The following is a 22,314-nucleotide window of genomic DNA, read 5'->3' as shown; positions in this document are numbered from 1 at the left end:
TAAGGATCGACGGGAGTGATAATCATTGGGAGAGGTAAGAATCGATGGCAATCGCTTGAATGAGGCAAGAGCAGCGGCCCGTACACTGGAAAGTACGATTGATTCCACTTATGAACAATGTGAGCAACTCATTTCATTTGTTCACTCAGCGAAATGGAGCGGGAAGTCAAGGGATAGCTTTTTAAGTTACTTAGAAATCATTTCGCAATATCACAAAGATTTGAAATCGGCGGCAGCATTACAGACCAAAGCATTGAATAACCTCCACCGTTATATTGACGACTTTCGTAATGACAGCTCGGTGAAAGAAGTGAGAAACTTATGAGCAACATTTCAACCGATACGTTTAACGTGCCTGAACTTTACCTGCTGGCCTCTGCGTTTGGTGGAAATGTTCTTTTCGGCCTTCCTGAAAAACAAATCTATCAGCTCAAAGGGGAAGAAGTATTTGAACAGGCACATAACCGTTTAATCGAAAAAGGCATTCTCAACGGGGAAGGAAAAATTACAAAAAGCGGTGCCATCATTATTCAAGCGCTGGAATACTATTATCAGAGTGAGAAATACGTCCGGATTAATAACTTGATGTTTGGATTTCCCTCCGACAATGAGGATGAGTTAGTAATGATGGTAGAGACAGATGAACAAGCGCTCTACAAGTTATTTGTCATTTCAAAAGCGATTGTATTGAAGCTTCTAAGTGAAAAGTTTCCGATGATTACGCGTGAACCGGAGGAAAAAGAAAAGAACTTTTTAAAACAGGAATTGACAAATAAAGAGAGAAGGGAAACGGAACAACTGGAGCCTGGAGATTCGATGGTAAACCTTGAGTTGTTTCATTTAAATGAGAAACACCGGGAAGTAAGCAATCCTGCTTACTATCAACAGTGGCTTGTTTTCCCTAAAGAAGAGAAGCTGATCATGGTGGATACAGTTCAGCGTAAATATTATCATGCAAGTCAGTATTGGTTCTTGAAAGTTCTCTTTGATGAAATGGAATTCCCATACAAGGAGGCGAAGTAGATGCATAAAGCGGCTGCGATGGGAAGTACCGGAGTTGGAGGCGCGAAAATCAATGTCAATCCTGATGAAATAACCTCTATCTTCAATCAGCTTGAATCCATCATTTCAGAATTGGAAAGTAATGCAACCCCTTATATCAAGAAGCTCGGGGAGCTGGACTATTATAAAGCAGGAAAGGCAAAGGAAGCGATGGAAGCTTACGATGAAGCAAACGAGAAGTTCATGGATCTTTATGATAATTACGTAAGAGCATCCACTCTCGTCATCGATGTCCTTAACACCATGATCGAAACAGACCAGGCAATTGCCGAACAAATCATTGCAAAATTGGAGGTCTGATAAATGGATGTAAAGTACATCCCGGCAGACTGGGATAGAATGAAGGACGGTCTCGGCGACCTGATTGGGCTTGGTCGCTGGGGAAAAGGCATGATCGATGATTTAAAGGATATAACGGAAAACTTGGAAGACGCAGAATCGGATATCGCCAAATATGACCGGGATGGCGTCATTTCTTTTTCCCATATCGACCGGGAAGGAAAGTACCAATCCTTATTCGAAGATTTTAAAGTATTGCATGATTTTTCGGGAAAGGTCGGAGATATTGTAGACCGCACCATTGATGCCCCTTTTCATGAGGACATCGATGCGTTTGTAACAACCATGCGGGATGCCACCATTTCCAACTATACAACGAAAAACCGGATAGATGCGACGGAACAACAAGTGATCTACCAGCGTTACGGCATGCAGGAAACCCGGGAAGTGCCGAAGGCGGAAGTCAGTCTGGATGACCTGCTCAGCGGCGATAACTTCTATGCGGAACAGCTGCAGCTGGAATACGACATGTGGAAAGCGCAGCATCCCGACCAGGAGTTCACGCAGGAAGAATACCGCATGGCCGCGGTCAACATGAACGCCTTTGAATATGAGTCCATCAAGGACCAGCAACATAGCAAGGAATTTTGGGTGAATCTGGGAGCCCTTGTTGTAATAGTCGGTGCTGCCGTCATTTGTCCGCCTGCCGGCCTGGCACTCGGCGCTGCCTATGGAAGCCTAGAGTTAAAATCTGCGATATCCGGGGAGGACTGGATATCTGGAAGAGAGCTTGGCACAGGCGAACGGTGGCTGCGAGGAGCTTTAAGTCCGCTGGACATTGTTCCTGGCGTTGCCGGTCTGAAGAAGTTCAGCGGAGGTGTCCGTGTAGCCAACCAGGCTGCAGATATGGGCCAATTTGGACTGAGATCGGGAATCAAAACCAGTGTGCAGCGGGAACTGAAGCATGTAGGAGATATGATCACCACGGCAGGAAGACAATCGACAGCAAGGCTGAAAAGTGCCGGAGCCGCAATGAAAGACCGTGCCATACGGGATGCCATTTCCGCGGGCAAAGCAGCAGACAGCATGGTCACCTCTGCCAAAAATATCACCTCTACCCGAAATGTAGTCGCCATGGATGAATTGGGCAAGGTCCATATGCCTGCCGAAAACACCCACTTCTTTGAGAATAAAGTGAAAGATACGCTGAGTAAGACAGAGGGAATGGGAGTTGGCAGTGGTACTTCTAGTAATTTGAAATTTAAAAATGCTGGAGAATATTTCGACCATATTAATAAGATTGGTAGACGAGAAGATTTAACGATTGAAGAAAAGTTTGAGATGATTCATGAAGCATATGCTGCATTAGAAGTAAAAGGCGATGTAACTGTCGTCTCTGACTTAAAATTCCTGAAGGACAATGGGTTTGTAGAAGGCAGAATGAATATAGATTGGCCAGATAAAATGGGTTTTGCAGAGGAATCCATTCAGTCTGTTAGCAGAAGTAACCCTTTGCCAGAGTATTGGGACAGAGTAGGTGGAAAAGGCGGAGAGAATTTCACTACACTGCCTTATAACGGCGTACTATATACCTATGATGAACGTGCTATTCCCTACTTAGAGAACCCTTCGGCAAGACACGTTGGTACATTTGATAATGAATCTTATTTTGAGGCGATTGATGCAATTAAGACTGAGAGCCTTGAAGAGTTAAATAAAATTGCAGTGGCAAATGGAAAAGAGCAAATCTCCGAAATAGATTTCGATAGGATTAGGGCTATGTATAATGACTTCCAAGTAAGGATTGGAGAAACTGTTGGCAAGGTAGATGCCACATACGGACTGAAAGGTACTGCTGCTCCATGGACTAGTAACTCTACAGGAGAGCAGTTAATGAACGGGGGAGCTGAACAAATAGTAACCCCATTAAATGCTGAAACACTGGAAATGATCGGGGTTATACCTAATTATTAGGAGGTTTAAAATGACAAAACAAGAATTCATAAAGAAATTTGAAGCTGAAAGCCTAAATATTGGTGAATACATGATGATACTCGACAAGATATCGGATGCCCCTCTTGTATTGGGGTGTGCATACGACCAAGGCGTATGGAAAGTCTATGAAACAAGAGAACGAGGGGGGCACTTCATTATAAAAGAGTTAGATAATGAAAATGATGCCTTTGATTACTTTTATCAGATTGTGTTGAGTCAACATAATAGAACAAACAATTAGTGGTAATAGAAAATGTTTAGCCCTTGAGAGATGTCTTAAATCAGTGACGAATTACGAAACGGGTTATTGGAGGTCTGATAAATGGATGTAAAGTACATCCCGGCGCACTGGAAAAAGATGAAGGAAGGGTTGGGTGATCTGATCGGTCTTGGTCGCTATGGAAAAGGCATGATTGATGACTTAAGGCACATAACGGAAAACCTGGAGGACGCAGAATCGGATATTGCCAAATATGACCGGGATGGCGTCATTTCTTTTTCCCACATCGACCGGGAAGGAAAATATAAATCGTTGTTTGAGGATTTCAAAGTTCTTCATCATTTTGCCGGAAAGGTCGGGGATATAGTAGACCGCACCATCGATGATCCTTTTCATGAAGACATCGATAAATTTGTATCCTCCATGCGGGATGCGACTATTTCCAACTATACAACGAAAAACCGGATAGATGCGACGGAACAGCAAGTGATCTACCAGCGTTACGGCATGCAGGAAACCCGGGAAGTACCGAAGACAGAAGTCAGTCTGGATGATTTATTCAGCGGCGATAACTTCTATGCGGAACAGCTGCAGCTGGAATACGACATGTGGAAAGCGCAGCATCCCGACCAGGAGTTCACGCAGGAAGAATACCGCATGGCCGCGGTCAACATGAACGCCTTTGAATATGAGTCCATCAAGGATCAGCAACATAGCAAGGAGTTTTGGGCCAATATCGGCGCGTTGGCAGCCGTTGTCGGCGCTACCGTTCTAGCTGTAGTCGTGCCGCCGGTCGGGTTCCCTTTAGCGCTTACAGTAGGGGCGGCATATGGTACAATGGAGCTGGGAACGGCCGTCACCGGAAAAGATTGGGCCTCCGGAAGGGAATTGAATACCGGGGAACGGTGGCTTCGAGGAGCCCTGAGTCCTCTGGATATCGTCCCGGGAGTGTCCGGAATCAAAAAAATTCAGCAGTGGGGTTCGCATGGCCGATCAGGCAGCAAACCTAGGTCAATTCGGCCTAAAAGCGGGCGTTAAAACTGGCATGCAGCAGGAACTGAGGCATGTAGGGGATATGGTCACCACGGCAGGAAGGCAATCGACTGCAAGGCTGAAAAGCGCCGGAGCAGCCGTGAAAGATCGGGCCATCCGTGATGCGATATCCGCAGGAAAAGCGGCAGACAGTATGGTCACTTCTGCGATAAATATTGCTTCGCCACGGCGAGTAGTTTCCATGAATGAATTGGGCAACGTACATATTCCTGCCGAAAATACCCGCTTCTTTGAGAACAAGATAAAGGATACGTTGACTAAGGCAGACGGGGCTAGTGTTAGTTCAGGTGTTAAGGGTAGGGTTAATAAAACAGGTAAGATCCCTGATGGTATTATTAGAGACGGAAGTCATATGAGTACGGATGGTGCTTTAAAACCGAATGTTAAGTATAAAGCAGGAGAATATGAGTATTTATATGAGACGGATAATATGGGAAGACTCAAAGAGTTTAATGCAGATGATTTAAAATTAACAGAAAGAGATAGCAGATTACCCCATAAATCAAACACACCAGGGAAAGAAACTGGTGATCATGCTGGACATTTAGCTGGTGATAGGTTTGGGGGCTCTCCAGATTTAGATAATCTTGTATCTCAATCAAGTAGTGTTAACTTAAGTAAATACAAAAAGTTAGAAAATCAATGGGCTAAAGCAATAGAAGAAGGAAAAGAAGTTTCTGTTAATGTTAAGGTTAATTACGAAGGAAATAGTTTAAGACCGAGCAGCTTTGATATAGAATATGAAATAGATGGTCGTATGAGGTTCGTAAGTTTAGAGAACTAGGGGTGATTATGTGAAGGAGTTTGAGGATTATTTTTCAGAATTACAAACAGACATGGTGGCTATATGTTTAGAGTATGTTGATAATAAAGCAGATGAAATTTTTATTTATTGTTCATATGAACCCAAAATGTATGTTTTTGATTTTTTCTATAAAATTAATGGAAAGGTCGTTCACAAAAATCAGTTAAACGAGGCCACAAAAGAGTTGGATAGTCGACTTAATCAAGTTTATGATGTTTCGAGAGAAAGACAGAAGGCTGCATTAAGAATAGGTAATCAAAATTTAAAGCTTATTCATAAAAAATGTGAAGAGTTCAATAAAGATATGCCAACAGAAATGAAATTGTATTACAATGTAAAGCAGAATAGCTTAAAAGGAAAATATAGATATGATTTAGTTTATTCAAATGATGAAGAGCTTTTACCAGATGATGTTTTTAATTTATGGTTTGAGGAAGTAAAAAATGGAAATTACTGAAGTGGAATGTTTAATTAAAAAACTAATTTATGGTACAAGTTTAGTAATGTTTAAGACTGTGTTACAAAATTGACTACAAGCACTTGATTGCCTTATCAGGCAACAGGTGTTTTTGTTTTTTTATTAGAAACTTTTCCTCATTAAGTGATGCTTTATTGAAATTCATACCTCATGAAGGTAGTACCATCATGGAATATCGTTTTAATACTGGGAGGAACGGAATAAGAATAGTCGCTATATAGTGAAAGAAGCAATTAGTGAAGATCAAGCGTTTGATTTTCTTTATGAATTAGTAATAAGCATGCATAACGGACTTAGCGGAAAAAATGAAAAACTTACATAATAATCTCTGTTTACCTATAACAGGTGATTAAATTTATTGTTAAAATATTTAATAAAGATATATGGTGACTATATAATGTATGTTTGAGAATCTACAAAAGGAATGTGGTTTAAGTGAATATCTGCCAGGTATCCAAGCTTTTGTGTAAGGTCGGTAAATCCATGGAGTACACGAACAATTATATTAAAGAGCTAGTTCCTCCTCACGATAACTACTATTGCTTGGAAGAGGTAGATGGATTATGGAGATATGGATTAATTATGATGGAAAATCAGAATAATCCATATATGAAACAAAGAAAAGAATTCAAAACAGAAACTGAAGGTGCGAAGTACTTTTTCTGTGATAGATTATCGGCTTTTTATTTTTCAGAAAGAATACGCCCTTTTATGTTGAAGCATGGTGAGTTGGATATAGGGGGGCCTTCTTTTGATGAGAATGGATTAGGGAAAGCGATGTCTATGTTGGGTATTTCTTCTTCACTTTTCCATAGAGATCAGCGACAAGATAGTAAACATAGGGCAATACAGTTATCAAGCGGGGATGGTACAAACTATGTTGTTTCCTTCATTGATAGAAAGGGGAGCAGGGTACATTTTACTATTCCCATAAATTACCAAATAGCAATATTTCTAACCTTTAAGAAAGTATTTATGCTTTACTTTTTGAACAAGAAGTAAGCAAAATGTTAGAAATGGAAGGTCTGGGAGATGACTTTTCCGAAAAGGATATAAATACCTTTCTATCCTAAGGTTATTAACAAAAGAAGGAGAAATAATGAATAGAACAGAATTTATTAAAAGAATTGAGCAGGAAAAACTGGATATAGGTGAATATCAATTAGTATTAGACAGGATTACGGATGAACCACTAGTTTTAGGCTGTGTGTTAGATGAGGTGTATGGAAAATATTCGAAACACGGGAGCGTGGAGGCTCCGTTATTATTAAGGTGTTGGAAAATGAAAATGAAGCTTTTGACTATTTCTATGAATTGATGCAGATTCACCATGAATATTCAAATTCAAATGGCGGAAGACATATGTAGATAAGTAGGGATTAGTAATAGTGTTCGTATTTATTTAATTTATCTAGATAACTATTATATACCTATGTTTGAAAAAATGGGATGAAGAATTAACGAAGACTTTAAAAATGAGTGTCTTTATTTGTTTAGAGAAAGGAAGGAAAACCATATAAATATGATAAAAAGTTAGATACCCATGTTTTATTTGCTTATATTTGTATCTTTGCATTTTAAGTGAAATACATTTTGCCGGAAAGCTTCAACGCTTTGAGAAAGTAATAAAAAATTGTCCAAATAACCATGCTCTAAACAAGTCGACTGGATAAGCTGAAAAAATTATAATTAGACATTTGACTTTTGAACAACAGTATGATTAACAAACTGTTGTTTTTTTAGGCTTGAGTTTCTTGGTCTTTCACCTAATCACACACCACATATAGAAAAATATTACATAAAAGGGTAAAATGATTAGTGGAGAATTTGTCTGATATAGAAAATGTTATAAGTGGCCAAAGGGAGGGGCGCACTGATCGTATTTGCAGTCTGGTTCATTCCTGTTTATACAATTAGTGTTCTTCCTTATTTATAGTAACCTTCTCTGTATGCAGGTCTAAGAAGTTTCCTTAGTCTAACTTTCCGTTCTTTATGAGTTAAACTCCTAATACTTGTTAATTTAAGAGAGAAATCAAAGCAAGATCCGACAGCTATAATTATTGGAATACGGTTAGTGGCTTTGTCATAACTGGAAACGGAAACATTGTTAAGTAAAGCATCATTAATTAAATTTACTCCGTGTCGAGGGAAGCGGTAATGTATTTTGGGGGAACTCCGTATGTTAAATAAGTTTTCAGAAGAAGATTTTCTTGTTTTTAGAAACCCACTAGTATCGGGAAGACATAGTCCGGGCGGTATTGGCGGCTTGCTGTTAGCGGGCGTTGCTCTCCAATCTTTCTTTTTGTGGTTGGAATATTATGTGAAGGAATTTTCTTCTTACCCATATAAATAGGTTTGTAATAGAGGATAATATAAAATCATTTATTCCTCTTATAATTTTTGGAAGTGTGGGAGCCTATTTAATTATTCGATTCATCATAGAAAACTTTTATTATATGGATTCAGAATCCATAGGAATTATACTAATAGGTATAGCTTTATTTTACTCCATGTTATTCGTCCTGCCAGAGCAGCTGGTCATCCTCTACTGCAAATACCGTTTTGACAGCTTCAATTTTAATAAGGAAGATAAACTTAAGCCGGTGAGTAGAAAGGAGGGTTAAAGTGAAAAAAGTATTTTTCGCTCTAATATCTGTTTCTCTTTTCTTCCTGCTGATATCATTAAATGTCGATAATTCACCAAAAAGCGAGGAAGAACGATTGGACGATGTATTGGATGCAGCTTGGAATCGATATGACGTTCTTGCTTATATGGTACTTCCAGAAGATTCCCAAATTTATTTCAAAATTGCTGATCAAGAAGACAAAGAAGAATTCAGACAAGAGATGGAAAAAAGGCTTGAAGAAAATGATTTGGCTGGTAAATATGCTCCTCACATTGTTTATAAAAGCGAGGAGAAAGCTCACCTTCAAGGTTGAAAAACTATCGATTGATATAAAAATATTGCGCCTGCTGGAAGTAGCAGGTGTTTTGTTTTCAGTAAGAAGTACTTCAACAAATTCTCTCCTCCATCCTATTGCCATTAATGTAAGCGATTACTTATAATGGAATAACAGACAGCTGAAACGGCATTTCACTAATAAAAGGATGTGGTGGTATGGAGGAAGCGGTAATCGTCAGTGCGAAACGGACGCCTATCGGTGACTTTTGCGGTATGTTGAAGGATTATTCGGCAGTGGAACTGGGAACGGCTGCACTGAAGGGGGCAATCTCTGCTGGGGGGATAGAAGCCGGACTGATCGAAGAAGTAATTGGAGGACAAGTCTATCAAGCAGGCTGTAAGGGAAATACGGCCAGGCAAATTGCCCTTGCGGCAGATTGTAGCGATGAAACCGTGGCGTTGACAATCAATCAGCAATGTCCGTCTTCATTGCGGGCGGTCGAGATGATGGCGCAAAACATTATGCTAGGGAAAATGGAAGTCGGAGCGGTTGTCGGGTACGAAAGCATGACCAATGTTCCGCATTTAATCCAAGGAGCGCGAAGTGGATACAAATTAGGGGGCGGCAAGATTGTCGACGGGTTGCTGCATGATGCACTGATTGATGCGTTTAACGGGTATCATATGGGAATTACAGCGGAAAATTTAGCGCAGGAGTACGATATCAGTCGGGAAGAGCAGGATGCATTTGCGCTGCAAAGCCACGAGCGAGCCTGCCAGGCTGCATCTGCAGGACGTTTCACCGATGAAATCATCCCCTTGGAAATAAAAACAAAAAAGGGAATCGAGCAAGCAGTAAAAGATGAACATCCGAATCCGGAAACCAGTTTGGAGCGGCTTGCGGAGCTGAAGCCTGCCTTCAAGTCTGATGGAACCGTGACAGCCGGCAATGCTTCCAGCTTGAACGATGGTGCGGCGGCCGTCATTGTGATGAGTAAAACAAAAGCAGAGCAGCTTGGTTTGCAGCCTATGGCAAAAATCACAGCTTCCGCTTCAGCGGCTGTCAATCCCAAAGTGATGGGAATCGGCGTCGTTCCTGCCGTGGAAAAAGTATTGAAACTTGCTGGTGTCGGTCAGGAAGCCATCGACAATTGGGAAATCAACGAAGCCTTTGCCGCACAATTTTTGGCAGTCAATCGCGAGCTTAAATTGAATCTCGATAAGGTGAACGTACACGGTTCCGGCATTTCACTTGGACACCCAGTAGGATGTACCGGAGTGCGATTACTTGTGTCGCTGTTGACCGTTATGGAACACCGTCAGTTGAAGAGAGGCTGCGCGACCTTATGTGCCGGCGGTGGTCCTGCAGCCGCCATGATCGTGGAAAGGTTCTAACAGACTATGCTCATTGGACACAAGCTTAGGAAAAAAGGCTTGTGTCTTTTTAGTTGCCATGTTGCAAAAGCATATATTTCCCACCAGAAGTCCTGTTTTGAAATAATATAACACTATTTAAATAAAATATTGACAAAAAAATTCAGCACTTATATAATGAAAGCAACTTAATCATGGAGGATTCCTATGCCTTTTGTTATTGGAATAGATGGTGGAGGAACAAAAACCACCTGCTTGGTAAAAAAAGTAGGGGGCAAGCAACAAGAGATTGCGAGATTTCAAGGCCCGGGTACGAACCCGCATGTGGTTGGATTTGAAACGGCTGCTGCCAGGATCGGTGAGCTTATCAGAGGTGGACTCGAAGCGGTAAATGTGAACACAGAAGAAGTTGCAGCTGTTTGTTGCGGTCTCGCCGGGGTCGGGAGAAATTCCGAGGAACAAAGGATGCAGAAATTAATATCATATGAATTGGATTCACTTAAAGTTTCCGAATATTGCGAATTAAGTGTCTGTTCGGATTCCTATATCGCCCTGAGGGGAGCACTTCAGCCGGGGACGGATGAGGGAATTCTCGTCATATCGGGCACAGGGTCCAATGCCCTTGCTTTGACGAGCTCCGGAAAGCTGACGAAAAGCGGAGGCTGGGGGCATATACTCGGAGATGAAGGTAGCGGTTATTTTATCGGGATGAAGGCTCTAAATTATATGACACGGGCATGTGATGGCAGAGACAAGGCTACGATGCTGACCAGCTTGATTCTAAAACGGCTTCAGCTGGAAAAAGCAGAAGATCTCATCGCATACATATATGGCGAACGACCAGAAAAACGGGAGATTGCAAGTTTGGCAAGACAAGTCATAGAGGCGGCTGAACACCACGACGAGGCTGCTGAAAACATTCTATGCCAGGCGGCGGAAGAGCTGCTTACACATGTCGAAAGCTTGTTCCGGAAAAACCCGGAGTTTACTGAACAAACGGTTGTGACCGCTGCTGGATCAATTATTTCGTATTCTAAACTAGTGAAGGATACCTTTATCAACGGACTGAGGAAGCGGAATCTAGGAGTCTATCAGGAAGCATATCAAAGTCCGGCATATGGAGCGGCGCTTGTCGCCGAAGAGCTGGCGCACCCATCTAAACAATAGGGGGACGAATAAATGGAGTTGGCAAGCTTAGTAACAGAACAGCGGAATAAAAACAGCATGAAGCTGGATCAAATGTCGACAATCGAAATCCTGCAAACCATCAATCAAGAAGATAAAAAGGTTGCTGAAGCAGTCGAACATGTCCTGCCGGATATCGAGGTGGCCATCGAGCATATTTATCAGGCATTCTCAAAAGGCGGACGCCTGTTTTATTGTGGTGCTGGTACGAGCGGCAGGCTTGGTTTTCTCGATGCTTCTGAATGTCCGCCCACCTTTATGACACCGCCGGAAATGGTTCAAACCGTGATGGCAGGAGGGAGCCAGGCTGTCAGCAAAGCGCTGGAAGGCTCCGAGGACAATGAACAGCAGGGTACAGAGGACTTGCGAGCCCGAAATCTGTCCGCTGAGGATGTGGTAATCGGCATCACTGCAAGCGGTCGAACGCCATATCCGATTGGGGCGTTGAAGTATGCAAGGGAAGTCGGCGCCTACACGGTCGCACTATCCTGTAACGAGCAGGCTGTCATCAGCAGCCATGCAGACTGCAGCATCGAGGTAGTAGTCGGTCCGGAAGTGCTCACCGGTTCTACCAGGCTGAAAGCAGGTACTGCACACAAAATGGTTCTCAATATGATTAGCACCACGGCCATGATCAAGCTCGGCAAGGTGCAGGAAAATTTGATGGTCGATGTCCATGCCAGCAACTATAAACTGATGGAACGGGCAAAGCGGATCATTATGGAACTGACCGATATATCGTATCAAGCAGCAGAAGAGACCCTGGAAGCAGCAAACAAACAGGTGAAGCCGGCCATTGTGATGGTGGAGGCCAAGGTTACATACGAGGAAGCCAAACAGGCTATTCAAAAAAGCAAGGGGTATGTCAGAGAAGCGATCGATTACGCAAACAAGCATTACACGCAAGCGTAAAAGGGGTTGAAACGACGTCTGTAGCCAGCAGGCTATGGATGTGTTTCTCATAAATCAATTTTTCACAAAGGGGGATTTTGTTTGGAAAAGTGGAGGAAAGGTCCTGTTGGGTTATTATGGGCTGCCATTCTGATTCTAGGATTGATGCTGGCAGGCTGTGCGCCTGGTGCCAGTGGCGGCGATGAAGCAGAAGGCGGACAGTCGGAGGATACGGGTGACACTTCCGACGGCGGAGAAGACAATGGCGACAGCAGTGGAGAAATCTCCGGCGAACTGGAGATTCAATACTTTGTCGGCGGGTATGGTGATTCCTGGTGGAAAGAGGTTATTGGGGACTTTCAGGAAGAGTATCCGGATGTGACGATTACCGAGCACGCCGGACCGAACATCAACGAAGAGATGCGTTCACGCTGGGTATCGGACGATCCACCGGATGTTGTCTATATCGACGGTGCTGGGTCCAGTGAAACACAGATGGTAGAAGATGGGCAGCTGATGAATCTTACAGATTGGGTGAACGAAATCGAAGTAGACGGTTCACCGCTGCTAGACAACCTGATTGTCGAGCCGGCCGATTATGACGGCGACATCTACAGCTTGCCACTTGTATTCGATACGTGGGGAACATGGTATGATCGGGCATGGTTCGAAGAAGAAGGATTTGAAGTACCGGAAAACTTCGACAGCTTCATGGATTCCATGGCAACGATCAATGACAAGGAAGGCATCGCGCCATTTGTGACGACTGGTCAATATCCATACTACTTCTTGCGCGGCATGCTTTATCCGGCATTCGCAGCTGCGGGCGGTGAAGAACTGCTTGCCAGCGTGATCGACGGGGAGGAAGGCGCCTGGACTAGTGAACCGGTGTTGGAAGTCATGAAAAAAGTAGAAAAGATGCAAGAAGCGGGTTACATCGATCCAGGTTTCGGTGCGTTGAACCATACCCAATCGCAAATGAACTTTTTACTTCATGATAATGCATTCATTCCGGTAGGCTTCTGGCTGCCGAATGAGATGGAAAATGATGTACCGGAAGGTTTCGAATTCGGGTTTATTCCATCTCCTATGCAAGATGCAGGGGATCCTTTTGCCATCGTTCCGGATTTGCGTCCGCTGGCAATCGCTGAAAAGGCAGAGAATCCTGAAGCAGCAAAAGCGTTTGTTGAGTTTGTCTACAATCGCGAATATGCAACGTTGTTCTCCGAGCATACCGGTGCGATCATGAACATGACCGATGTTGATTTGACCGGCAATGACAATGTTCCACCATACTTGATGGAAGCAAACGAAATGATCAACGATCCTGAGCAGGTGCAAATTTATAACAAGCCCCATCCAATGAGCGCAGACTTGGAAACACCGATTGGAGATGCGTTGACATCACTGATGCTTGGGAACATCACAGCGGAAGAATTCGTTGAAGAAGCGGAAGCGGCAGCAGCCGAGTATCGTGGCGAATAACCTAAGTAATTGAAATGATTGGAATGTAAAGGCAAAGTATGAGTCTTTGCATTCCAATTTTCTTTTATGATGGCCTGATTGAGGGGTCATATCATGGAGCTGGCAAGGCTCCGCCAAATAATAATGATAAGAATGGATGATAAATGGGAGTGCTCCGGAGAAAAAATCTACAAAGCTGAAAAGGGTGATACCATGGTTCAATCAAAAAAACAGAAGTACCTGTTCCTGGCTTTTTGTCTAGTACCTACTATGATCATGTTTTCCATTTTTACGTTATATCCATTGTTTAATGGCCTTTATTATTCACTGTTTTCCTGGTCCGGCTCCTCCTCGGCAGCAGAGTTCACTGGGCTGAGCAACTATGTCAAGCTGTTCAACGATTCCATCATTCCGCGCACGATTTTCCATGATTACTTTTTAGTCGTCACGAAGGTGTTCGGCATCATGATTTTGGCCACTTTTTTTGCAGTCGCACTGACACAGCTGCGGATTAAAGAAGCACCTTTCTACCGGATTGTCTTTTTCTTTCCGAATATCATGTCAGTCGTCGTCATCGGTATTCTCTGGTCGTTTATCTACAACCCAAGCTTGGGCCTGATCAATTCCGGTCTGGAATTGGTCGGACTGGACAGCTGGACACGGCCATGGCTTGGAAGTGAAGACTGGGCCTTGCCGAGTCTGGTGCTGCCATCGGTCTGGGCAGGGATAGGCTTGTTTATGCTGATGCTCATGGGCGGTATCTCCAATGTCTCGAAAAGCTATTATGAAGCAGCTGAAATCGACGGTGCTACGGAATGGCAGCAATTTTGGAAAGTGACATTGCCGTTGATCTGGCCGCAAATTAAAATTTCGATTCTGTACATAGTCATTACGACTTTGAACGGTTCGTTTATCATCGTTCAGGTAATGACGGGTGGAGGTCCGAATAATTCGACGCATGTGATGGGGTCTTACCTATATCAACAGGCCTTCCAGCAATATAATTTCGGTTATGGTGCAACCATCGGCGTCATGATTTTAATCCTCTCCTTGATCACCGTGTTGATCATGCAGTTTTTCATGAGAAGAGAAAAAGTAGAGTACTAACCCAACAGAGTTTCTGACAGGAAGCTTTCGGATTATTACGAGAAAAGGAGAGAGAACCTTTGAAGAAGTTATTATCGCGAATCGTGATCCGACTGCCGCTTATTTTATGGGCGATTGCAGTCATTTATCCGATACTTTGGATGTTCATCGGGGCATTTAAATCGAATGCAGAAATTTATGCCAACCCTTGGGGGCTTCCTCACGTATTCAACTTTCAAAACTTTTCCCAGGCATGGAATGAATACAACATCGATACGAGTGTGTTCAATAGTTTGATTGTCACCGTAGTTGGCGCTTTGTTGACGCTTATCATGGCGATTCCCACTGCATACGCGCTGGAACGGATTGTTTTCAAAGGGAATCGTTTTTTATTCACGCTGTATATTTCGGCCATGATGATTCCGACTGTGTTAGGTTGGATTCCATTGTTTTTCTTGTTGATGCAGTTGAATTTGCTGGATAATATTTTCGGGTTGTCGATTGTGTATGCTGTCAGTCAGCTTCCGTTCAGTATCTTTGTCCTTACCAGTTTTATGGGGACTATTCCCAAAGCACTGGAAGAATCTGCGGCAATGGACGGACTGTCCCCTTATGGTGTACTATGGAAAATCATTACCCCTCTTTCGATGACGGGAATTATCACCGTGACCATCATGAATGCCATTCAATTTTGGAATGAGTATTTCATGGCGTTGATATTCCTGCAAAGCGAGGAGAACTATACCCTGGCTCTGGCAATCGATTATATCAGCAATGAAGCGGAGTACACCAATGCCTGGGGCACACTGTTCGCCAGTCTTGCCATCGCAATTATCCCGGTGATTGTGTTATATGCGATTTTCCAACGCCGGATTTCAAAAGGCATGACAGAAGGCGCAATCAAGGGGTAACGAAACCGGTACACAAAAAGGATGAGAATGGTGAAAGAAAAAAATATGCTGACGTCCTTATCTGGAGGGCTGGCGATGCTGAATGAAGTGAAGCACAAGCTGCCTCCATCGGAACGGAAAATAGCAGTTTTCATTTTAGAACAACCACATGAAGCGATTCACTGTACAGCGGCAGAACTGGGAGAGAGGAGCTCCACCAGCAGTGCTGCCGTCATCCGTCTCTGTAAATCCCTCGGTTTAAAGGGATTTCAGGAACTGAAGCTTCGGATTACCGGCGACTTGCAGAAATCGCCTGATATTCAGTACAGGGATATCCATCCCGGAGAGTCTCCGGAATCGATCGTCGACAAAGTGACCAACAATAGTCTGCAGGCCATCAAAGAAACGACGGAATTCGTCAACTACGAAACATTGGAAAAAGCGGTAACAGCCTTGAAGAATGCCGGGAAAATACATTTTTTCGGTGTCGGCGCCTCGGGAATCATCGCGCAGGACGCCCAGCAAAAGTTTTTGCGTATGAACAAAGCCACCTCGGCTTTTACCGATATCCATAATGCGGCCATGTACATTGCCAATGTGAATCAAAACGATGTAGTATTTGGTATTTCTTTTTCCGGAGAAACCATGGAAACAGCGAAAATGATGGAACTAGCCAAGCAAAAGGGAGCTGTCACCATCAGTTTGACCAGGTATGGAAGCTCACCGGTTGCAGAGCACGCGGACATCAATTTGTACATTTCAGCATCAAGGGAGGTCCCGGCCCCGTTTCGCAGCGGTGCGACTTCTTCACGCTTGGCCCAGCTTCATATGATCGATATCTTGTTCGTCAGTGTGGTAACGGATCAATATGACAAAGCGGCGGATTACTTTCAGGAGATCAGTACAGCGATGAATTTTTTGAAACAGTATTAGCTACTCTTCCTCTTCTGTAAGAAAAAAAGCCCTTCATGTGAAGGGCTTTTTTGAATTGCGTGGATTATCGGTAATATGGAACATGGTTTCAATCTTATAAACTAATTTATTCATGCGGAGTATAATATCTGTTATGCTTACACTAGACATTGAAACGCTTACTTCGATGTGGGAGGAGGCTTCGCGAAATGTTGAAAATGGTACCTGTGGAATCGGTTGGCTATTTGCATTGCTAATTTTCATTCTCTTTCTTCACATTACACACATCCTTCTATTTGAAGCAGCTGAACAAGTGATTTTAAAAACCACAAGATAACCCACGATAAACAACGCTGTATTGTTGATTTTTTGTTGTTTTTAGATATAATTTAGTTGGGATTATTAATAAAATACAAACTAAAGGTTGGGTAAAATGTTTGATTATACAGAAGATATGAAAGAAAAGTTGTCCTTTTTTAATGAAAGGCAACAAAAAATCACTGAAATGGTAGATAAAAGCGGCTCATTAAGAGTTGCCGATTTGAGTAAACAATTTAATGTCAGTGAGGAAACAATTAGACGTGACTTTGAAAAGTTAGAAGCACAGGGATTGTTAAACCGGATTCATGGGGGAGCAGTTAGAATAGAACAAAAGTCGGAAATACCGATTCCAAAGCGAAGAGCTAAAAATATTGAGGAAAAAGAAATGATAGCGGCTAAGGCGGCTTCTTATGTAGAAGATGGGGATATTATAGCCATGGACGCTAGTACAACGACATTAATTATGACCAAGTATATTAAAGGAAAAAGTCTGACGGTAATAACTAATTCGATCGGCGTTTCTTTGGAATTTGCACAAGAAAGTGATATAAGAGTAATTCTTATTGGTGGTTATCTTGCGGAAAGTTCCATGTCGTTGGTAGGTAATTTTGCTGAAAGAGTAATTCAGGATTATCATGTTGATAAATTCTTTTTTTCGTGTTTAGGAGTGGATTTCAAAAGAGGCGTCAGTGAGATCCATGAAGACCAGGCTCTTGTGAAAAAGCAGCTGATATCCATCTCAGAGAAGCTATTTTTATTAGCTGATTATAGTAAATTCGGAGAAAAATCCCTGTTTCGTTTATGTGATATAACAGAGGCTGATTACTTAATTACAGATAATAAAGTACCGATAAATACCATAAGAGAATTAAATAATCTGGGAGTAACCGGAATAGTTGGAGAGAAAAGCGATTAGCTTTTCTCTTTTTTTTATCTAATTTTGGTTTAACAACATTTCAACCTCCGATAATGTTGAAAATCAAAAATAATCATTAAATAATCCACAAAAAATGTTGAAAAACAAAACCTCGCTTGTTATAATTGATGCAATCAACTAAATAAAAAACAGTTAAAAAATTTTCCGGGTTAATGAATGCGATTACAATTATTTAAAAATTCAATCAACGACATGTTCATGATCGTTCAGGAGGGAATAAAATGGCAGCTATAGGTCCTTCATTAATGTGTGCGGATATGGGCACACTCCAAGATACAGTTAAAAGACTTGATCAAGCGCCTGTAGATTTTTTTCACTTTGATATTATGGATGGATTATTTGTTCCTAACTTCACTATGGGACCAGATATGATAGATAACTTAAGACCTCATACTAATAAGTTATTTGATGCCCATTTAATGATTGAGGAACCTGAAAGATACATAGATTTATTTGCCGATGCTGGTTGCGATATGGTTTCTGTTCATGCAGAGGCTACGATACATTTACAGCGTACGCTTCAAAAAATCAAAAATCGAGGTTTAAAGGCAGGAGTAGCCTTAAACCCTGCTACTCCGCTTAATTGTTTGGAGTATGTCTGGGATACAGTCGATTATATCGTGGTTATGACAGTGAATCCGGGTTTCGCTGGTCAAAAGTTCATTCCAATGACATTAAAAAAAATTTCCATGCTAAACGAGTTGATAAGAGAAAGCGGCAGAAATATTGATATCCAAGTGGATGGAAATATCAGCTATGAAATTATTCCAGAAGTGTTGGAAAGAGGAGCAGAAATGCTAGTATGCGGTACATCCTGCTTATTTATAAAAAATGAGACCCTTGAGCATGCAACAGCGAATTTACAAAGATTTTTGCAAGACTTTGAGGAAAAGAATCTGGCCAATTCCTAACTTAACATAGAAAGAGATGATATCAGATGAGCATAACCGTGGTTGGAAGCATCAACATTGATATAGTTGCTCAAACAGACCGCTATCCTTCTAGAGGGGAAACTATTTTCGGAAAAAAAATAGATTATCTATCTGGGGGAAAAGGGGCAAACCAAGCCACCTCTGTTGCTAAATTGGGAAAACAAGTAAGCATAATTGGTGCTGTAGGCAATGATTTTCATGGGGATAAATTAGTGGATACCTTAAAAGAACGAAAAGTCAACACTGAGTTTATAAAACGATCCCAAGTCCTTGCAACTGGCACAGCAATCATAACGATAGACCAGACAGCTGAAAATACCATGCTCGTATTAAAAAGTGCTAATGACGATTTACTTCCGGAAGATATTGAAAGCGCATTCGCGAAGATGACACATAGTGAAGTGTTGCTAGTACAAATGGAGGTACCACAGGAAACTGTAATTAGGGCGATGGAGCTCGCTAAGAAAAGAGGGATGTATGTAATTTTAGATCCTGCTCCTGCTGAAGGGATTACGGTTAAAGCCTTGGATTATGCTGATGTCATTACGCCGAATAGACAAGAGACCAAGCATATGATTGGAATCGATGTTATTGATATTGAAACTGCCGTTGACGCTGGAAGAACTTTTGAAAAAATGGGTGTCAGAAATTCGATTTTAAAGATGGCAGATAAAGGATGCGTTGTCTACCAAAACGGAGAGTGGGAGCACCTGCCATCCATACCGGTGACCCCGCTAGATACTGTAGGCGCGGGCGATTCGTTTGCTGGTGCACTGGCATGTGCGATTTCTGACGGATATGACCTTATAGAAGCAGCTAAATTCGCCTCCATTGTAGGGGCTTTGAAAGTTACGAAGCTAGGCGCACAATCAGGAATTCCAACACTTGAAGAAGTAGATGCTTTTTGTAAGGAGCGAGGCCTGACCTATTACGGGCTGGAAGAGAAAACGTTCTAAAAGGAGGTAGTCAAGTTGAGTGATTATATTTTACAAATGAAAAACATTAGCAAGACATTCCCCGGAGTAAAAGCACTTGATAATGTTGAACTGGAAGTAAAGAAAGGAGAGGTCCATGCTTTAATTGGGGAAAATGGCGCAGGGAAATCAACCTTAATCAAAATTTTGGCAGGTATTCATAAACCGGATCCAGGGGCGAAATTTTACTTCGAAGGAGAAGAAGCGAAGATTAACAAGCCGATTGATGCAACTTTAAAAGGTGTTTCGATAATTTATCAGGATTTAAGCCTTTTTCCTAACCTTTCAGTAGCAGAAAACATTTATATTGGCCAGGACAGCAATAAAAAACCATGGAAAAAGATAAACTGGAAAAACATCAAAAAAACAGCGGAAAGAGCACTTGAAGAGCTGGAGGTAGATATTGATCCGAATACTACTGTAGAGCGTTTAAGTATTGCACAACAACAGCTTGTGGAAATAGCGAGAGCATTGGCTTTTGAAGCAAAGTTAATTGTCATGGACGAGCCTACTTCTGCCTTATCGTCCAGTGAAGTAGAGAAGCTGTATAAGGTTGTGGATAAGCTAAGCAGCAGAGGGATTTCTATTATCTTTATCAGCCATAAGCTGAAAGAATTATTTAGAGTTTCAGATCGATTTACTGTTTTACGGGATGGCAAGTATGTAGGTTCCTATCAAACAGAAGAGATAGATGAGGCTAAGTTGATCAATCTAATGGTAGGAAGAGATGTTTCTTATGAAAAGAATGAAAAGGAAGTTGAAACAGGGGAAATAATATTCCAAGTTAACAACTTTTCTAAACAAGGAAATTTTAAAGACATCTCCTTTTCCCTGAAAAAAGGAGAAGTTCTGGGGATTACCGGGTTGGTAGGTTCGGGTCGGACTGAATTAGCTCAAGCCATTTTTGGAGTAAACAAACCGGATAGCGGTGAACTGAAGATATACGGAAATGATGTGCAAATCCGTTCATCAGCAGATGCTGTTAAGAAAGGTGTGGCCTACATACCTGAAGCCCGGCAAACTCAAGGATTAGTGTTAGAACAGTCTATAATCAACAATATTTCGCTGCCTATCCTTAATAGAATGAGAAATAAGCTGAAGTTGATAGACAGGAAATCTGAAGTTCAACTGGCTGAACAATACATTAAGTCACTGGATGTCCGTCCTGCGCTTCCTGATTTACCGGCCTCGAAGCTCTCTGGTGGAAACCAACAAAAAGTAGTAATTGGTAAGTGGCTTTCCGCACAACCTAAAATACTAATTATTGATGAGCCGACAAATGGTATAGATATTGGAGCAAAAACGGAAATCCATAAATTACTTAGAAGATTGGCAAACGACGGAATTGGCGTCATCATGATATCCTCCGAACTTCCGGAAATTTTAGCAGTCAGTGACAGAGTTTTAGTGATGAGACATGGAAGGATATCCGGTGAATTAGGTATCAAAGAGGCAACCCAGGAAAAAATCATGAGTTATGCATTGAATTCGGGGAAAAAGGATGAGTCATCTGAAGTGTTAAATGAACCAAATCAGGTAAGCCAGGGGGTATGAAACGATGAAAGAATTGCTGAAACAAAAGGAAATAAGTATCTTAGCAATAATCCTTTTAATAGGAGCCGTTCTATCCTTTGTCAGCCCGGTATTTTTAACGATAGGAAATTTCCTGGACATAATCGAAGGAAATGTAGTTCTCGGGATATTGGCAATAGGAATGACGTTAATCATCATTACCAGTGATATCGACGTATCTGTGGCAGCAGTGACTACTGCGGTTGCGGTCTCAATTGGCTATCTGTTTACTTATCTGCCGGATAGCTGGATTTCTGTTCTACTATTGTTCCTGATAGCACCTGTAATTGGTTTGGTTATGGGATTAGTCAATGGTTTACTCGTATCTATCATCGAGATACCGGCAATCGTTGTGACACTCGGAACCTTGAATATCATTGCAGGAATAGTTTTATATATCACCAATGGCAACTATATTAATAGCACGAGCTTCCCGAAGTCTTTTATGGTATTTGCCAACTATGAATTGTTAGCAATACCAATCTTAATTTATTTACTTGCAATAGTAGCGATTGGAACCTGGTACATTTTGAAGCACACATTAATTGGCAGGTCTGTGTTAGCTATAGGTGGAAATACACAATCGTCCGTTAGAGTTGGAATTGATTACAAAAAAGTAAAGCTATTTGTTTTCGCGTATATGGGCGTCTTGGCCGGCATCGCAGCAATTGCACAAACAGCTTATACAAAAGCTGTAGATCCTAACGGCATGCTGGGACTGGAGCTGACTGTAATTGCTGCAGTAGTATTAGGCGGAGCGAATATTCATGGCGGTAGAGGTTCGGTTCATGGGACTCTGTTGGGTGTATTGTTACTGGCTATAATGCAAAATGGCATGATATTGGCAAGAATTGATACCTATTGGCAAAACGTAGTTACTGGCGCAATTATCGTTATAGCTGTTTCTTATGATCACATAAGCTACAAGAGATCTCAGGATAAACTAGCAAAAATAGAAGTCGAGGCATAGGAGGTCCAAGG

At 42.0% G+C, this 22,314-nt stretch carries 24 protein-coding genes; all 24 read left to right on the top strand.

Translation table 11 applies throughout. The annotated features are described in order from the left end of the window. Positions 1-25 precede the first annotated feature (25 nt). The 24 genes from ERJ70_RS15390 to ERJ70_RS15275 all read left to right on the top strand — a co-directional run bounded on the left by ERJ70_RS15390 (position 26) and on the right by ERJ70_RS15275 (position 22,303). Entirely contained in the window at positions 26-325 is a 300-nt protein-coding gene (locus tag ERJ70_RS15390; RefSeq protein ID WP_209365675.1) for a WXG100 family type VII secretion target, read from the top strand. Then, entirely contained in the window at positions 322-1,023 is a 702-nt protein-coding gene (locus ERJ70_RS15385; RefSeq protein ID WP_209365674.1) for a DUF5081 family protein, read from the top strand. The genes ERJ70_RS15390 and ERJ70_RS15385 overlap by 4 nt, the downstream gene beginning before the upstream one ends. Further along, on the top strand, positions 1,024-1,362 hold the full coding sequence (locus tag ERJ70_RS15380; protein WP_051382196.1) for a DUF5344 family protein: 339 nt from the start codon (positions 1,024-1,026) through the stop codon (positions 1,360-1,362). A 3-nt stretch (positions 1,363-1,365) separates the two neighbouring features. After that, positions 1,366-3,315, top strand: a complete 1,950-nt coding sequence (locus tag ERJ70_RS15375; RefSeq protein WP_209365673.1) for a hypothetical protein — start codon at positions 1,366-1,368, stop codon at positions 3,313-3,315. Between the two features lie 10 nt (positions 3,316-3,325). Then, entirely contained in the window at positions 3,326-3,577 is a 252-nt protein-coding gene (locus ERJ70_RS15370) for a hypothetical protein (protein ID WP_209365672.1), read from the top strand. An 81-nt stretch (positions 3,578-3,658) separates the two neighbouring features. Beyond that, positions 3,659-4,594: a phosphoserine aminotransferase gene (locus ERJ70_RS15365; RefSeq protein ID WP_209365671.1), complete on the top strand. Its 936-nt coding sequence runs from the start codon at positions 3,659-3,661 to the stop codon at positions 4,592-4,594. Beyond that, the gene (locus tag ERJ70_RS20050) at positions 4,542-5,393 is read left to right on the top strand and encodes a DNA/RNA non-specific endonuclease (protein ID WP_245208023.1); all 852 of its coding nucleotides are present in this window, start codon (positions 4,542-4,544) and stop codon (positions 5,391-5,393) included. The genes ERJ70_RS15365 and ERJ70_RS20050 overlap by 53 nt, the downstream gene beginning before the upstream one ends. 10 nt (positions 5,394-5,403) lie before the next feature. Then, the gene (locus tag ERJ70_RS15355) at positions 5,404-5,871 is read left to right on the top strand and encodes a DUF600 domain-containing protein (RefSeq protein ID WP_209365670.1); all 468 of its coding nucleotides are present in this window, start codon (positions 5,404-5,406) and stop codon (positions 5,869-5,871) included. A 504-nt stretch (positions 5,872-6,375) separates the two neighbouring features. Beyond that, positions 6,376-6,894: a hypothetical protein gene (locus ERJ70_RS15350; protein WP_209365669.1), complete on the top strand. Its 519-nt coding sequence runs from the start codon at positions 6,376-6,378 to the stop codon at positions 6,892-6,894. 97 nt (positions 6,895-6,991) lie between these two features. After that, positions 6,992-7,210 carry a hypothetical protein gene (locus ERJ70_RS15345; RefSeq protein WP_245208022.1) on the top strand — a complete coding sequence of 73 codons (219 nt, stop codon included), beginning with the start codon at positions 6,992-6,994 and terminating at the stop codon, positions 7,208-7,210. 861 nt (positions 7,211-8,071) lie between these two features. Then, positions 8,072-8,245, top strand: coding sequence for a hypothetical protein (locus ERJ70_RS15340; RefSeq protein WP_209365668.1), 174 nt, complete (start codon positions 8,072-8,074; stop codon positions 8,243-8,245). Between the two features lie 272 nt (positions 8,246-8,517). Next, positions 8,518-8,832 (top strand): YolC/YozM family protein, encoded by a 315-nt coding sequence (locus ERJ70_RS15335; protein ID WP_209365667.1) that lies wholly within the window; start codon positions 8,518-8,520, stop codon positions 8,830-8,832. Positions 8,833-9,011: 179 nt separating this feature from the next. Next, entirely contained in the window at positions 9,012-10,190 is a 1,179-nt protein-coding gene (locus ERJ70_RS15330; RefSeq protein WP_209365666.1) for a thiolase family protein, read from the top strand. A 186-nt stretch (positions 10,191-10,376) separates the two neighbouring features. Next, positions 10,377-11,336 carry an N-acetylglucosamine kinase gene (locus tag ERJ70_RS15325; protein WP_209365665.1) on the top strand — a complete coding sequence of 320 codons (960 nt, stop codon included), beginning with the start codon at positions 10,377-10,379 and terminating at the stop codon, positions 11,334-11,336. Positions 11,337-11,348: 12 nt separating this feature from the next. Beyond that, positions 11,349-12,266 (top strand): N-acetylmuramic acid 6-phosphate etherase, encoded by a 918-nt coding sequence (gene murQ, locus ERJ70_RS15320; RefSeq protein ID WP_209365664.1) that lies wholly within the window; start codon positions 11,349-11,351, stop codon positions 12,264-12,266. A gap of 81 nt (positions 12,267-12,347) precedes the next feature. Further along, the gene (locus ERJ70_RS15315) at positions 12,348-13,730 is read left to right on the top strand and encodes an ABC transporter substrate-binding protein (RefSeq protein ID WP_374099732.1); all 1,383 of its coding nucleotides are present in this window, start codon (positions 12,348-12,350) and stop codon (positions 13,728-13,730) included. A gap of 192 nt (positions 13,731-13,922) precedes the next feature. Then, on the top strand, positions 13,923-14,816 hold the full coding sequence (locus tag ERJ70_RS15310; protein ID WP_153463066.1) for a carbohydrate ABC transporter permease: 894 nt from the start codon (positions 13,923-13,925) through the stop codon (positions 14,814-14,816). 59 nt (positions 14,817-14,875) lie between these two features. Further along, positions 14,876-15,706, top strand: a complete 831-nt coding sequence (locus ERJ70_RS15305) for a carbohydrate ABC transporter permease (protein WP_209365663.1) — start codon at positions 14,876-14,878, stop codon at positions 15,704-15,706. 45 nt (positions 15,707-15,751) lie between these two features. Then, positions 15,752-16,618 (top strand): MurR/RpiR family transcriptional regulator, encoded by an 867-nt coding sequence (locus ERJ70_RS15300; RefSeq protein WP_209369424.1) that lies wholly within the window; start codon positions 15,752-15,754, stop codon positions 16,616-16,618. 412 nt (positions 16,619-17,030) lie between these two features. Further along, positions 17,031-17,834: a DeoR/GlpR family DNA-binding transcription regulator gene (locus ERJ70_RS15295; RefSeq protein ID WP_245208021.1), complete on the top strand. Its 804-nt coding sequence runs from the start codon at positions 17,031-17,033 to the stop codon at positions 17,832-17,834. Positions 17,835-18,076: 242 nt separating this feature from the next. Further along, positions 18,077-18,766: a ribulose-phosphate 3-epimerase gene (gene rpe, locus ERJ70_RS15290; RefSeq protein ID WP_209365662.1), complete on the top strand. Its 690-nt coding sequence runs from the start codon at positions 18,077-18,079 to the stop codon at positions 18,764-18,766. Positions 18,767-18,792: 26 nt separating this feature from the next. Then, positions 18,793-19,743 (top strand): ribokinase, encoded by a 951-nt coding sequence (gene rbsK, locus ERJ70_RS15285; RefSeq protein ID WP_209365661.1) that lies wholly within the window; start codon positions 18,793-18,795, stop codon positions 19,741-19,743. Between the two features lie 15 nt (positions 19,744-19,758). Continuing rightward, on the top strand, positions 19,759-21,315 hold the full coding sequence (locus ERJ70_RS15280; protein ID WP_209365660.1) for a sugar ABC transporter ATP-binding protein: 1,557 nt from the start codon (positions 19,759-19,761) through the stop codon (positions 21,313-21,315). 4 nt (positions 21,316-21,319) lie between these two features. Next, positions 21,320-22,303, top strand: coding sequence for an ABC transporter permease (locus ERJ70_RS15275; protein ID WP_209365659.1), 984 nt, complete (start codon positions 21,320-21,322; stop codon positions 22,301-22,303). The last annotated feature ends 11 nt before the right edge of the window (positions 22,304-22,314 follow it).

The organism is Sediminibacillus dalangtanensis, assembly GCF_017792025.1.
GTDB lineage: Bacteria > Bacillota > Bacilli > Bacillales > Amphibacillaceae > Sediminibacillus > Sediminibacillus dalangtanensis.
The sequence above is the reverse complement of the archived record's forward strand: the minus strand, read 5'-3'. Positions and strand labels throughout refer to the sequence as shown.

Coding starts and splice junctions, on each gene's coding strand:
- ERJ70_RS15385 (WP_209365674.1), top strand. CDS start 322: ATGAGCAACATTTCAACCGATACGTTTAACGTGCCTGAACTTTACCTG.
- ERJ70_RS15380 (WP_051382196.1), top strand. CDS start 1,024: ATGCATAAAGCGGCTGCGATGGGAAGTACCGGAGTTGGAGGCGCGAAA.
- ERJ70_RS15375 (WP_209365673.1), top strand. CDS start 1,366: ATGGATGTAAAGTACATCCCGGCAGACTGGGATAGAATGAAGGACGGT.
- ERJ70_RS15370 (WP_209365672.1), top strand. CDS start 3,326: ATGACAAAACAAGAATTCATAAAGAAATTTGAAGCTGAAAGCCTAAAT.
- ERJ70_RS15365 (WP_209365671.1), top strand. CDS start 3,659: ATGGATGTAAAGTACATCCCGGCGCACTGGAAAAAGATGAAGGAAGGG.
- ERJ70_RS20050 (WP_245208023.1), top strand. CDS start 4,542: ATGGCCGATCAGGCAGCAAACCTAGGTCAATTCGGCCTAAAAGCGGGC.
- ERJ70_RS15350 (WP_209365669.1), top strand. CDS start 6,376: ATGGAGTACACGAACAATTATATTAAAGAGCTAGTTCCTCCTCACGAT.
- ERJ70_RS15345 (WP_245208022.1), top strand. CDS start 6,992: ATGAATAGAACAGAATTTATTAAAAGAATTGAGCAGGAAAAACTGGAT.
- ERJ70_RS15340 (WP_209365668.1), top strand. CDS start 8,072: ATGTTAAATAAGTTTTCAGAAGAAGATTTTCTTGTTTTTAGAAACCCA.
- ERJ70_RS15330 (WP_209365666.1), top strand. CDS start 9,012: ATGGAGGAAGCGGTAATCGTCAGTGCGAAACGGACGCCTATCGGTGAC.
- ERJ70_RS15325 (WP_209365665.1), top strand. CDS start 10,377: ATGCCTTTTGTTATTGGAATAGATGGTGGAGGAACAAAAACCACCTGC.
- murQ (WP_209365664.1), top strand. CDS start 11,349: ATGGAGTTGGCAAGCTTAGTAACAGAACAGCGGAATAAAAACAGCATG.
- ERJ70_RS15310 (WP_153463066.1), top strand. CDS start 13,923: ATGGTTCAATCAAAAAAACAGAAGTACCTGTTCCTGGCTTTTTGTCTA.
- ERJ70_RS15300 (WP_209369424.1), top strand. CDS start 15,752: ATGCTGACGTCCTTATCTGGAGGGCTGGCGATGCTGAATGAAGTGAAG.
- ERJ70_RS15295 (WP_245208021.1), top strand. CDS start 17,031: ATGTTTGATTATACAGAAGATATGAAAGAAAAGTTGTCCTTTTTTAAT.
- rpe (WP_209365662.1), top strand. CDS start 18,077: ATGGCAGCTATAGGTCCTTCATTAATGTGTGCGGATATGGGCACACTC.
- rbsK (WP_209365661.1), top strand. CDS start 18,793: ATGAGCATAACCGTGGTTGGAAGCATCAACATTGATATAGTTGCTCAA.
- ERJ70_RS15275 (WP_209365659.1), top strand. CDS start 21,320: ATGAAAGAATTGCTGAAACAAAAGGAAATAAGTATCTTAGCAATAATC.